Genomic DNA, 12,233 nt, shown 5'->3' on the forward strand with positions numbered 1-12,233 from the left:
CGAGAGGCGCTATGGTGCGCCGCCGTCCGCGCCGGCCCCCTGGCGCCCCTCAGGAGTCCTCGTACCGCATGGCCCTCTACCCCGTCATCATGGCCGGTGGATCCGGCACTCGCTTCTGGCCCCTGTCCCGTCAGGCGCGCCCCAAGCAGTTCCTCCCCCTGGCCTCGAAGAACCCCCTCATCACCGACACCGCCGCCCGGCTCAAGGGGCTGGCCTCGATGAAGAACACCTTCATCGTCTGTGGCCCCCTCCATGCCAAGGCCGCCGCGAAGCTCGTCAAGGGACTGCCAAAGCAGAACCTCTTGGTGGAGCCCGTGGCGCGCAACACCGCCCCGGCCATCGCGCTCGCCACGCTGCAGGTGGCCGCCAGGGACCCGAAGGGCATCCTCATCGTCCTTCCGTCCGACCACCACGTGGCCAACCCGGAGGCGTTCCGGCAGACGCTCGCCGAGGCGGCCCGAGTGGCCGAGGCCGGCCACATCGTCACCCTGGGCATCAAGCCCCACCGCCCCGAGACGGGCTATGGCTACATCCAGCTCGGCGAGCCCCTGGAGGGCGGCGGCCGGAAGGTGAAGGCCTTCAAGGAGAAGCCGGACCTGGAGACGGCCCGGGGCTACGTGGAGTCCGGGGAGTTTCTCTGGAACGGCGGCATCTTCATCTTCCGCGCGGATGTGATGCTGGAGGCCTTCGCCCGGCACATGCCCGAGCTGAAGAAGGGGCTGGAGTCCCTGCGCGCCGCGGTGGGCAAGCGCACCTTTCCCGCGGTCCTCAAGCGCGTCTTCCCCAAGCTGCCCTCCATCTCCATCGACTACGGCGTCATGGAGAAGGCCGAGAACATCGCCGTGCTGCCCGGGGACTTTGGCTGGTCGGACGTGGGCTCCTTCGCCGCCATCCCCGAGGTGCGCCCCGCGGATGAGCGAGGCAACGTCGTCTCCGGCCCCGAGTCCATCGTCGTGGACTGCGATGGCTGCGTGGTGGTGGGCGACAAGCGCCCGCTGGCCGTGGTGGGCCTGACGGATGTGGTGGTGGTGGACGCGGGAGACGCGGTGCTCGTCATTCCCAAGGACAAGAGCCAGGACGTGCGCAAGGTCGTCGAGGCCCTCAGGGCCCGCAAGGCCCAGAAGTTCCTGTAGGCCTCTGGGCCATTGGGCGAGCCGTCAGAGCTTACTCCAGCAGCGCAGAGCCCTGATCCGCCCCGACGAGCAGCCGCCAGACGTCGAGCCTCTCTGGGGAGGAGAGGGGGAGGTGCTCTCCCAGGAACACCTGTCGGTAGCCCGCATAGGCGCCCCTGAACTTCTCCTGCACGCCGTCCATGCACAGCGCGCCGCCCCGGGCATAGTGGTTCCCTCTCATGGAGAACCCCGGGCGGAATGACTCGCGCCCGAGCCGAACGAGCATGCGCTGCGGGCCTCCCTTCACGCGGTTGTTCCTCACCGTGAGCCCGGTGACCACCACGCCATCGGCCGCCAGCATCAGCCCGTAGCTGGCCGTTCCCTCGATGGTGTTCTCTACTACGTGCACGTTCCTGCCACCCGCGATGCGGATCCCCTGGCCATTGTGCGGCGGGAAGTTGCGGATGTTCTGGATGGTGTTGCGCTCCACCCAGATGTCCTCGGGGGGAGCGACCTGGCTCAAGATGGAGACCCCGCGGCCGGCCTTGGAGATGGTGTTGCCCTGGATGACGACGCCGCGGGCGCCCAGCGAGACGAGCACCCCATCCCCAGCCGAGGAGCCTACAGGGCGGATGGTCGCATTCGGGAACCCCGAGATCTGGTTGTTGCGGATGACCACCTCATTGCACTCCTTGATGTCCACCCCGTTCTCGCCGCTGTCGTGCAGCTGGTTGTTCTCGATGAGGAGCACTTCCGCGGGACCCACACCCCCCTGGCACTGAATCGAGTCTCCCGAGTTGTGATGGATGTTGTTACTCCGGATGGCGACGTCTCGTGACGGGCCCACCACCACCACGCCATGCGAGTCGTGTCCGGCCTTGATGAAGTGGTGGATGACGTTGTCCTGGATCCGGATGTGCCGGGCGCCTTGAACAATCACCCCCGCGCCCGCCGTCCCATCGCGCAGCTCGCTCCCGGTCAGACGGGACTTGTCGCCGCCTGGGAGGAAGACGACAGCGGCCATCGGAGCGCCGTCCACGTCCACATGCAGGTTCTCCAGGTTCCAGCGCCCCCGCACGAAGATGATCGCGCCCGGAGCCCTGTTGCTGCTCGGCATGAGGGTGGGACGCGACGGCCCCTCGCCCCGCAGGGTGATGGCCGCGGCTCCTTCACCGTGGGACTCCAGCACCAGCTGCTCCGAGTACGTGCCCGGAAGCACCCGGATGACATCGCCAGGACGCGCGAGCGATGCCGCTCGGCCCAGGGTACGCAGCGGTGACGCGACCGTGCCCTTCCCAACATCCGAGCCCTTCATGCCCACGTACCAGCTCCGACCCGTGGGCTGAGGAGGTGTCTCTGTCGGAGGAGGCGCTGTCTCCGTCGGGGGAGGCGGTCCCTCCTGCGGAGGTTGTCCGGCCAGGGGAGGCTGTTCCTCCTGAGAAGGTTGTTCCCCCAGGGGAGGCTGTCCCTCCAGCGGAGGCTGTACCCCCTCGGAAGGTGGTTCTCCTGGCAAGGACGGTTCTGCGGTGAACCGCTGCTCCGTCAGCGTCGCCGGCTCACAGGCGCTCAGCAGAAACCACGTGAGCGCTCCGCATGTACCGCCCAGGCTGCGCCTGCCGATCCTTCGCCCCATCATGCTGACCCCCTCGCCCCACGGCTCTGTGCAGGCGCCGAAGTTCGCCACGAGCCTCGCGGCCATCAAGGGGACGCATCTAGGGGGAGGTGGGCACAGGTGGCACTCAAGAGGGGCGAGTGCTGGAGTGAACGGTAGAACTCACGCGGATCCATGAGCGGTGCTCCAGGCTCACCGCCGCCGGCGGCGCAGCCAGAGCGCCAGGGCCACCCACGCGGCCGGAGCGAGCATCGGTGCCGCCGTGCAGCCCTCGCCGGAGTCATCCCAGAAGGAGCGGCACTTCGGCACTTCGTCCACCTCCACCTGGATGGGCGCGCTGGCGGGGCCGAGGTTCCCCGCCGCGTCCCGCGCTCGCAGCCGGGCAATGAAGCGTCCCGAGGCGTCGGAAGGCAGCGAGGTGATGCACAGCCCTCCAGGAGCCAGGGAGACGCGGACCTTGCCGTCCTCGAGGACGGACCCCGTCGTCGCCATCAGGGTCGGCTTGCCCTCCAGATCAGGCTCCGCGGGAGCCTTGCTGACCCAGATGTCGTAGCCGAGCTCCTTGCTCGGAGTGTCATTGTCCGTCGGAGCCGCGAACACGATCGTGATGTCTCCGAGCCGATCCTTGCCGCCGCGCTCCACGGCCACGCTCGGCTCGACGATGGCCGACGGCGCCGCCGTGTCGGCCTCCTGGTTCACATTCAGCGAGTATTCCTCGAACCCCGTCTTGAGTCGGTAGACGCCCGGGGAGAGCGGTGCGGAGGGCTTTACCTCGATGCTGCCCCTCGCGTCGGCCTCCGGAGTCAGCGTGACGGGGAGCTCGTTGTCCAGGCCGTCGAACAGCAAGACCTTGTCCGGGTCGAGCCGGTGGCCATAGGCGGCGTGAACGGTGAGGAGGGGGTTGGAGGGCAGGCCTTGTTCCTGCCAATTCGGGTAGACGCTCGTGATGGGGGGCGGGGAGGTCGCGGAGGCGGACGAAGCGGCGAGCAGGGCTGCGAGGCACAGCATGCGAAGGGCAGGGGCGCGTTGTCTCGAGGGCATCCCCGTCGTGGTAGCAGGGGCTGTGCCACCCGCGCGCCCGGGAGCGAGGCCGAGGCGCTCCTGAGGGACTGAGGCGAGGAGCTCACTGGCACTCCTGTCCTTGGGCCCGTGATTTTCTGACACTCAAGGGAGGCAACTCGTCCAAGGAAGACCTGCGCGCGGACGAGTTTCATCAGCCGCTCGTGGGCCTGGGCGACCGGGCGCGCCACGCCGGAGCGGGACTCGCCATACATCCTCGAGAGCTGGTCCATGGTGAAGCCCTGGAGGTAGTGCAGGCGCGGCTCGCGCCATGGCCTCATGGGCGGTGGCTCCCGCCTTCCGCAGTCGAGACTGTCGGCACTGCGGGGTAGCGCCTATCCTCAGACTTCCCACGTAGGAGGCAGGGAGGACACCATGAGATGGCGTTGGGAGGTATGGCTGTTGCTGGGGCACATCCTAGTGGGGTGCTCGCATGCTGCCTCTGGGCCTGCGCTGCGAAACACCGCGGGTGGCACGCTTCAGAGCGGGGCCTCCCAGCCCTCCTCCCGTGCTGGCCCTAGCGAGCCAGGACGTCTGCACCATCGCCGATCCGGGCGCCCGGTGGGCACCGAGGTGGCCATGGTGAGTGTGGCCGAAATGGCCGTGCGCACCGTGGCCAGCGGCGCCGTGCGGGTGGATGTCTTCGAGGCGCTGCTGGTGTACGCCGGCATCGACCATGAGGGTGACTTGCCCTCAAGCGGCCGTCCTCTCACACCGGACGAAGCGGCCCGGTTGCTGGCCGTCTTGCTGCAAAAGCCGGTGACGCTGGCCAACTTCCCGCCGCGCATGGGGGCCAGCCACTTGCTGCGTGAGGTGTTGGAGGGCGGCGAGGTGTCCCGGGAGGAACTGCTTCGCCGGGTGGAGCGCTTCAGCTGGGTGGCGGTGCTGCGGCCGGACGGCTACCTGGCCTGGGTCATCAATGGACGCACGCTGCAGAAGGTGGCCCCGGTGGAATGGCAGGACGGAGCCTTCCGTGCGCGCGGCTTCGAGGTGGGCCGCTTCTACACCGGCCAGGGAGGAGCCTTCCGGCTTGCGGACGCGCAGATGCGCCAGGCAGGCCCCCTGTTGGCCGAGGTGTACGACGATGCGGACTACCTCAGCCGCACGCTGGACGGTGCCGAGGAGGCGTTCTTCGAGCTGGCCCTCGCCATTGGGAAGCTGCTGACGTACCCGTCGGACAGCCTCGCGGCGCTGCAACACCTGCCGGCGGGACTGGCTGCCCTCATCGCCTCCTCGCCGGAGTACCTGGAGCGCTTCAGATACATGACGCGCGGAGAGCAGGTGAAAGCGCTCTCCAAGCTGGCAACCACCCTCATTGTCACCTGCGGCGCAGCCGGTGGTACCACGCGCACGTTGACGGCGGCCCTGGGCGGTGCGGAGGCCACTGTGCCGGTGTTGTCCCTCACAGTTGAGGGCGTGCTGGTGATGGAGCGCGTCGCGGTGCCGGTGGGGGCAGTGGCAACCGCAGTCGGCACGGGAGTCGGCGGCGTCTACGTCCTGTCCACTGCATCAGGGGGAGGCGGCCCAAGCCCCGGCAAGAGTGACGCCGGAGCCAAGGCCGCAATGGCGGTCGCTCCATCGTCGAGAGCGCTCGGACGGGCGCTCGAAGCAGCGGGGCACGTGCGTCCGCCAGGCTCTGCGGCGCATCACATCGTTTCGGGTAGCGCCCCTGCGGCCGCCCGAGCACGTGAGGTTCTGCAACGGTTCGGCATCGGCATCGATGATGCCGCGAATGGAGTGTTCCTTCCGGCCACCCGAGCGGCTCCGAAGCCTGCGGGTGCTGCGGTACACTCGACGCTGCACACGAACGAGTACTACCAGAAGGTGAACCGAATGCTCAGAGCGGCCACAACGCGAGCTGAAGCCCAAGCCGCACTGAACGCCATCAGGCAGGAGCTGCTGTCCGGAGGGCTTTAGAATGACGTTCTACGAACCCCTGGTTGCGAAGGGGTATGAATGGGTCAACTGCTACGACGGCAGTGACTACGAAGTCTTCGATGGCTTTGATGGTTCCTCGCGAGCTGAGCAATGGCGACCAGTGAAAGTTCGACGTGTTCGTGCCGATGAAAAGCAGGAGTTCAATCCCTCAGACTTCCCGTGGCTGGGTGCGGATGCGCTCGTGATGCGCAAGAGGGCGGTTGATGCTCTGCGGGACATTCTAGATGCGCATGGAGAGGTTCTTCCCCTAGCGACCGACGACGATATCGAACTGTTCGTTTTCAATGCTCGTACCGTCGATGCTCTGGACGAAGCGCGGTCGTCGGTCGTGAAGTTCCCGGGGACAAACCGGATCATGCACATCAAGCAAGCCGCATTCATCGATTCGGCGGTGCGCGGCCTCGACATCTTCCGGTTGCCGCACCGGGCGAGTTCAACGTACGTGAGCGAACGGTTCGTCGACCGCGTCAACGCGGCCGGGCTGGTCGGACTGGAGTTCAACAAGGTCTGGTCGTCGGAGTAACGTTCCTGCGAGTCCTCTTCGAGCATGGCACCCTGTGGTTCTCGGAGTGGGTCACTCCTCCTCGGGAGGGGCCTCCATGTAGTCGGGAGCGTTGATGCCCAGCAGCGCGAACGCGCTCTTCAGCGTCTGCTTCAGCGCCGCCACCAGCGCCAGCCGGCCCTGCGTCTTCTCCAGGTCGCTGCCGATGATCGGGTCTGCCTTGTAGCGCGTGTAGTAGCTGTGGAAGTCGGTGATCAGCTCCTGGCAGAAGTACAGCACGTGGTGCGGCTCCAGCCGGTCCGCCGCGCTCGCCACCACGTCCGGCAGCTGGCTCATCTTCTTCAGCATCACCAGCTCCTCGGGAAGCGTCAGCCGCGCGAGGTGCGCCTCCGTCACCTTCTCCAGCCCGACGAACGGCTGACCCTTCTCCACCGCCTTCTTCAGGATGTTCGCGCACCGCGCGTGCCCATACTGGAAATAGAAGACCGGGTTCTCCTTCGACTGCTCCTTCACCTTGTCCAGGTCGAAGTCGAAGCGCGAGTTCGCCGTCTTTATCAAGAACAGGAACCGGCACACGTCCGGCCCGGCCTCATCAATGAGGTCCTCCAGCTCGAACACCGTGCCCCTGCGCTTGCTGACCTTCACCTCCTCGCCGCCCCGGGTGATGCGGACGATCTGCACCAGCAGGAACTCGAGCTTCTTCGGATCCAGCCCCAGCAGCGCCATCCCCGCCTTGATGCGCGGCGTGTGCCCGGCATGGTCCGCTCCGAACACGTCGATCATCCGGTCGAAGCCGCGCTCGTACTTCTCCCGGTGGTACGCCAGATCCGCCGTCAGGTACACCGGCGTCCCGTCATGCCGGAGGATGACCCGGTCCTCGTCATCCCCGTGCTGGCTTGTCATCAGGAACAGGCCGCCCCGCTGCCGCTCCGCGTACTGGGCCGCCTTGCTGTCCTCGCTGCGGACCTTCTCCTCCTCGCGCCGGGCCTCCGCGGCCTCGTATGTCGCCCCGCGCTTCTTGTACTCCTCCGCCACCGCCGTCACCTTGCCCGCCGTGTGCAGCGAGGCCTCGCTGAAGAACACGTCGTGCCGGATGTTCGCCTTCTCCAGGCTCACCTTGATGGACCTCAGGTTCTCCCGGACCGCCACCGCGATCGCCGCGGACAGCCACTCGGACTCCGGTGCCTTCAGGTACCGGTCGCCCACCTCCTCCCTCCACGTCTTCGCGATGCCGATGACGTACTCACCCGGGTACTCGCCCTCGCCCAGCTCCACCTGCTCCCCGAAGAGCTGCCGGTAGCGCTTGTGCACTGTCCGGCCCAGCGTCTCCACCTGCTTGCCGTAGTCGTTGATGTAGAACTCACGCGTCACGTCGTGCCCGGCCGCATCCAGCAGCCGCGCCACCGCGTCCCCCATGAACGCCCCGCGCGCGTGGCCGATGTGCACCGGCCCCGTCGGGTTCGCGGAGACGAACTCCACCATCACCCGCTTGCCCGTCGACTTGGGCGCCTGCCGCCCGAACGTGTCCCCGGCCCGCAGCACCTCGCGCGCCACCTCCTGAATCACCTGCTGCTTCAGCGTGAAGTTCAGGAAGCCCGGGCCCGCCACCTCCACCTTGGAGACGAGGCCCGCCTTGTCCACCAGCCCCTTCACGATGGCGTTCGCGATCTCCCGGGGCGGCTTGCCCTCGGACTTCGTGAGCAGCATGGCCACGTTCACGGCCCAGTCCCCATGGGCCGGGTTCTTCGGAGGCTCCACGGTGTAGCTCGGCGCCTGCTCCAGCTTGAGTGTGCCGGCTGCCTTCAGCGCCGCGAGCGTTTCATCGATGAGAGCGAAGACCTTCTGGCGCATGGGGACGTCTTCTCCAATAACAGGCTTGAGGGCTGCGCAATCTAGGCAGATTCAGCACGGGCTTCACGGGTTCCTTGAAGCTTCTGCCGGGTGTCGTACTCCAGGTGCCTTGACGGAGGCATTCGCGCTCCTCATTGTGCCGCGCCTCATGCCCGTCCTGCGTGGTGCCGTTACCTTCTCGCGCTTCCTCGTCGAGCCCGCCGAGGGAGCCCCTGCGGACCTCAAGCGCTCGCTCTCCCGTGCGCTCAAGGCCCGTGCCTTTGCCCCCATCGAGCGCCGCTCCGAGGAGGAGCGGGCCGCTGGCTTCGTGGAGCTGGAGAACCACGACGCCACCGACTTCGCCACCGGCGATCTCTTCTATGGGGAGTACGCCCTCTTCGCGTACCGCATCGACCAGATCAAGGTGCCCGGCCCCGTGCTCCGCGCCGAGGTGGACAAGTGGGCCGCCGCCTTCGAGAAAGAGAAGGGCCGCCCCCCCAGCCGCGGAGAGAAGGGCGAGAACCGCTCCTCGGTGAGACAGCTGCTCCGCAACCGCGCCGTGCCCATCACCAAGGTGCATGACGTGAGCTGGAACCTGAAGTCCCAGCAGCTCCAGATCTGGGCCGCCTCGCGCAAGGCCGTGGAGGAGGTGCTCGGCGGCCTGGAGACAGCCTTCAAGATCAAGCTCATCCCGCTCATCCCCGCCTCCGTGGCGGCGCGCACCGGGATTGAGGACTCGGCCCTGGGGCCGACCGCGGAGCTGATTGGCATGGAGCTGCAGGCGGAGGTGAGCCATGGGGAAGCGTGAGCAGGCCCGCGAAGAAGCGGCATTCATGCGCGGAGACGTGGGCGTCGATGGGGCCGCCACCGAGGAGAAGCAGGACGCGGCCGAAGTGGAGCGTGGCAAGGCCCGCGAGGCCCTGCTCCGCGGCAAGGCGTACCTGGGGCGGGAGTTCCTCACCTGGCTGCTGTGGCGCTCGGAGTCCGGCGAGCCGGTGGCCGCGTTCGAGAAGACCGGCCTCTCCGTCCTCTTCCTTGGGCGCGTGGTGCTCAAGGGCATCAGCGGGGACGTGACCGAGCTGTCCGCCCGGGGCGCCATGGCCCCCTACTCGGAGCAGGTGCGCCAGGGGATGGACCGCGGGCTGCTCGTCCACCAGGCGCGTCTCATGCTCACCCACGGAGAGAAGGCCTACGAGGTGACGCTCGACGCGGAGTTCCTCGACATCCGCGCCGCCAAGCTCCCGGCCCTCATGAGCGAGGAGGATGACTCCCGCACCGGCGAGCGGCTCTACCTGGCCGAGCAGCTCTCCGCCATGATCACCACGCTGGTGGAGGCCTTCATCGCCGTGCGCGCGGGCCGCACCTGGAGCAAGCAGGTCGTCCCCGCCATGAAGGAGTGGATGCGCGGTGAGGAGGGCACGCGGAAGCAGACCGCCCTCCAGCGCGCCGCGAGCGCCCGGAAGCGGTAGCGCACCTCGCGCGCTGGGAGAGGGGAGAGGCGGGGCGGGTGCTCCCTGCACGTCATTTCCCCTGCTCCGGCCCACCTTGGAAAAGCCGTAAATCCTGGACCTTCTCTTCTGGGTGCGCCGGTAAGAATGACAGCCGTTCCGCTGCGGGGTTCATGCCCTGCGCGCTGCTTCGCGGGGTTCGAGCGTCCGGTAAGCCACGGCCCTGCCCTGCACGAAGGTTGCAGCACTTCCGCCCAGGCAGTTCAGGGGAGGGGGCTCACGTGGGGGTGGCGTTGATGGGGTGCGTTCGATGCCAGTCAGTTCATCCGGCCGGGAGTGCCTGCCCGGTTCCTTCCGGTGTTGCCAAGGCAGGGGAGGTTGCGTCCATGGTGGGTGAAAAACATGGACCGCTCATCCTGGAGCGCATGCTGGGCGTGGGGGCCATTGGCTCCGTGTACCTCGCCATGCATCCGCCCACGGGCGTGCGCTTCGCCGTGAAGATGCTCCATCCGCACCTGGCCTCCCATCCGCTGGTGCGCTCGCGCTTCTTCGCTGAGGCCCAGGCCGCCAGCCACGTCCTCCACCGCAACGTCACGCGCGTGCTGGATGTGCGGCCCGGCCCCGGCGGCCTGCCCACGCTCCTCATGGAGTACGTCGAGGGCGAGCCTCTGTCGTTCATGCCCGTGCCGTTCTCGCCCTCCGAGGCCATCTCGCTGCTCATCCAGGTGCTCGAGGGGCTCGATGCCGCGCACGCCCACGGCGTGGTGCACTGCGATCTCAAGCCGGACAACCTCATCCTCACCCGCGACAAGCAGGGCCAGCGGCAGGTGAAGGTGCTCGACTTCGGCATGGCCAGCGTCCTGGCCGCCTCGTTCTCCCAGGAGGAGCTGGCCTCGGGCGTCGTCCTGGGCTCGCCTGCGTACATGGCTCCCGAGCAGTGGGAGACTCCTGCCGCGGACACCCGCATGGACGTGTACTCGCTGGGTGTCATCGGCTACCGGCTCCTCACCGGTCGCCTGCCCTTTGGCCGCGGCCGCGTGGGCGAGATGCGCCTCCACCAGCAGGAGATCCGCCCACCGCCGCCGCACACCCTGGACGCGCGCATCTCGCAGGTCCTCTCCCTGGTGGTGATGCAGGCCATTGCCCGGCGCCCGGAGGAGCGCTTTCCCAGCGCGCGCGACTTCCAGCTCGCGCTCATCCAGGCCCAGCGCCACACGCCCAAGCCGACGTTGACGCTGCAGGCTGTTGCCCCGCGCACCCAGGAGCCCGCGGGCCTGCAGGTGCGCGTGGGGGACCTGGGCAGTCTCACGCCGCGCCTCGTCCAGGCCAGTGACGTCACGACCGAGGGCCTCTTCATCGCCTTCGAGGGGCCTCCGCCTCCGCTCGCGGCGAGGCTGCCCTTGGAGCTGTCCTTCCAGGGACGAACGCACCTGTGTGCCGGGGACGTGGTCCGCCATGTGTCTCAGGACGAGGCCCGGGCCTGGGGCGTCTCCGCTGGGTTCTTCCTCCACTTCGCCGAGCGCTCGGCGGCGCTGAGCGCGTTGATTGACCAGGTCCACGGGAGCACCCGCGAGCCGCCGGCCGATCCTGAGCTGGCCCAGCTCCTCGCCCGCACGGCCGCGCTCGGCAAGGATCCGTACGCCTTCCTTGGCCTGGCGCCTTCGGCGAGCTTCGATGAGGTGCGCCAGCGCTCGGAGAGCGCGATGCGCCGCGTGGAGGTCTTCTGGCAGAAGCCGCTGCCGTCCAGCCAGCGGCGGGAGCTGGAGATGCTGCGCGCCCGTGTGGAGGCCGCCCGGCGCACGCTGGTGGATCCGCTCACGCGCGCCAGCTTCGACGCCACTCAGGGCAACACCTACGGGATCGCCCGCTGCATTGCCGCGGGGCTCTCGGAGGAGATGGTGGAGCCCGTCCGCCGAGCCTTCCTCGACGCACGTCCCGGCACCGAGTCGCATGCGCGCTCGCTCTTCATCCAGGCCCGGAGCCTGGAGGCGCAGCACTCCCTGAAGCCGGCGCTCGACTGCTATACCCAGGCCCTGACGCTGGACCCGCTCAACCTCACCGGGCAGCGCTACTACTGGGCGCTCCAGCGGCGGATGCGCCCGATGACCACGTCGCTCCCTGCGATCGCCCGGTGAGCTCTGGGAGAGCGGCTGCGCGCTGGCTACTCCCAGGTCACCTCGTACTCGCTGTCGAGGGGACCCAGGGAGCGGGAGCGCACCTGCGCGCGCTGCGCCGTGCTGGCCTCCAGCACCGCCGTGATGACTCCCTCGGAGTGGGCGAGCGGCAGGAAGTCCCGCTTGAAGGAGATGAGGACGGCCTTGTCACCCCGGGGCGTCACCTTCCGGTCTCCGAAGTTCACCGCCGCGCGGTAGGCCGAGGGGATGTTGCCCAGCAGCCGCTGGGGCGAGCCCCCCGACAGCGACAGCAGCGTCTTGCCCGCCATGGAGTGCACGAAGTCCTCCACGGTGGCCATGCCCAGCCGGCGTGCCGCCCTCTCAGGGCCGCCGATCAGCGGGGCCAGGACTTGTGACGCGGCATGGGCCACTCGCAGGAAGTCCGTCGCGGGATAGCTGGCGAAGCTGATGAAGCTGCGCTGGAAGCGCTTGTCCATCAGCATCTGCTGGACCTGCCTCAGGGCGGACTCCCCTCCTTGCTTCTTCACCAGGTCCAGCAGGCTGGTGAAGAACAACCCTCGGAGGGTGTCCTCGGGGGCTGGAAGCGAGAGGTAGCGG

10 protein-coding genes are annotated in these 12,233 nt (G+C 68.1%); 6 read left to right on the forward strand and 4 right to left on the reverse strand.

The genetic code is table 11. The features are described from left to right. Nucleotides 1–68 precede the first annotated feature (68 nt). The gene (locus VD972_RS05010; RefSeq protein WP_324981572.1) at nt 69–1,133 is read left to right on the forward strand and encodes a mannose-1-phosphate guanylyltransferase; all 1,065 of its coding nucleotides are present in this window, start codon (nt 69–71) and stop codon (nt 1,131–1,133) included. A 31-nt stretch (nt 1,134–1,164) separates the two neighbouring features. Here VD972_RS05010 and VD972_RS05015 read toward each other — a convergent pair whose 3' ends face one another. Both VD972_RS05015 and VD972_RS05020 read right to left on the reverse strand, forming a co-directional pair. Next, entirely contained in the window at nt 1,165–2,427 is a 1,263-nt protein-coding gene (locus VD972_RS05015) for a right-handed parallel beta-helix repeat-containing protein (protein WP_324981551.1), read from the reverse strand. A 489-nt stretch (nt 2,428–2,916) separates the two neighbouring features. Beyond that, nucleotides 2,917–3,732, reverse strand: coding sequence for a hypothetical protein (locus tag VD972_RS05020; protein ID WP_324981554.1), 816 nt, complete (start codon nt 3,730–3,732; stop codon nt 2,917–2,919). A 648-nt stretch (nt 3,733–4,380) separates the two neighbouring features. Here VD972_RS05020 and VD972_RS05025 point away from each other — a divergent pair. Both VD972_RS05025 and VD972_RS05030 read left to right on the forward strand, forming a co-directional pair. Continuing rightward, complete coding sequence (locus tag VD972_RS05025; protein WP_324981575.1) at nt 4,381–5,700, forward strand: AHH domain-containing protein; 1,320 nt, start codon at nt 4,381–4,383, stop codon at nt 5,698–5,700. A gap of 1 nt (nt 5,701) precedes the next feature. Continuing rightward, nucleotides 5,702–6,244, forward strand: a complete 543-nt coding sequence (locus VD972_RS05030) for an imm11 family protein (RefSeq protein WP_324981557.1) — start codon at nt 5,702–5,704, stop codon at nt 6,242–6,244. A 51-nt stretch (nt 6,245–6,295) separates the two neighbouring features. Here the strand turns inward: VD972_RS05030 and argS are convergent, their stop codons facing one another. After that, a complete protein-coding gene (gene argS, locus VD972_RS05035) occupies nt 6,296–8,074 on the reverse strand; it encodes an arginine--tRNA ligase (protein WP_324981560.1) in 1,779 nt (592 codons plus the stop codon). Between the two features lie 148 nt (nt 8,075–8,222). Here argS and rdgC point away from each other — a divergent pair, with 148 nt between their 5' ends. The 3 genes from rdgC to VD972_RS05050 all read left to right on the forward strand — a co-directional run bounded on the left by rdgC (nt 8,223) and on the right by VD972_RS05050 (nt 11,636). Continuing rightward, complete coding sequence (gene rdgC, locus VD972_RS05040; protein WP_324981563.1) at nt 8,223–8,861, forward strand: recombination-associated protein RdgC; 639 nt, start codon at nt 8,223–8,225, stop codon at nt 8,859–8,861. After that, nucleotides 8,848–9,522, forward strand: a complete 675-nt coding sequence (locus VD972_RS05045) for a hypothetical protein (RefSeq protein WP_324981566.1) — start codon at nt 8,848–8,850, stop codon at nt 9,520–9,522. The genes rdgC and VD972_RS05045 overlap by 14 nt, the downstream gene beginning before the upstream one ends. 365 nt (nt 9,523–9,887) lie before the next feature. Then, entirely contained in the window at nt 9,888–11,636 is a 1,749-nt protein-coding gene (locus VD972_RS05050; protein WP_324981568.1) for a serine/threonine-protein kinase, read from the forward strand. A gap of 26 nt (nt 11,637–11,662) precedes the next feature. Here the strand turns inward: VD972_RS05050 and VD972_RS05055 are convergent. After that, on the reverse strand, nt 11,663–12,233 hold a 571-nt coding region (locus tag VD972_RS05055), incomplete at its 5' end, for a DUF2378 family protein (RefSeq protein ID WP_324981570.1).

The organism is Hyalangium sp., from assembly GCF_035629615.1.
Lineage (GTDB): Bacteria > Myxococcota > Myxococcia > Myxococcales > Myxococcaceae > Hyalangium.

Bases quoted from the DNA above. Each gene is read 5' to 3' on its own strand.
- VD972_RS05010 (WP_324981572.1), top strand. From the start codon at position 69: ATGGCCCTCTACCCCGTCATCATGGCCGGTGGATCCGGCACTCGCTTC.
- VD972_RS05015 (WP_324981551.1), bottom strand. From the start codon at position 2,427: ATGAAGGGCTCGGATGTTGGGAAGGGCACGGTCGCGTCACCGCTGCGT.
- VD972_RS05020 (WP_324981554.1), bottom strand. From the start codon at position 3,732: ATGCTGTGCCTCGCAGCCCTGCTCGCCGCTTCGTCCGCCTCCGCGACC.
- VD972_RS05025 (WP_324981575.1), top strand. From the start codon at position 4,381: ATGGCCGTGCGCACCGTGGCCAGCGGCGCCGTGCGGGTGGATGTCTTC.
- VD972_RS05030 (WP_324981557.1), top strand. From the start codon at position 5,702: ATGACGTTCTACGAACCCCTGGTTGCGAAGGGGTATGAATGGGTCAAC.
- argS (WP_324981560.1), bottom strand. From the start codon at position 8,074: ATGCGCCAGAAGGTCTTCGCTCTCATCGATGAAACGCTCGCGGCGCTG.
- rdgC (WP_324981563.1), top strand. From the start codon at position 8,223: ATGCCCGTCCTGCGTGGTGCCGTTACCTTCTCGCGCTTCCTCGTCGAG.
- VD972_RS05045 (WP_324981566.1), top strand. From the start codon at position 8,848: ATGGGGAAGCGTGAGCAGGCCCGCGAAGAAGCGGCATTCATGCGCGGA.
- VD972_RS05050 (WP_324981568.1), top strand. From the start codon at position 9,888: ATGGTGGGTGAAAAACATGGACCGCTCATCCTGGAGCGCATGCTGGGC.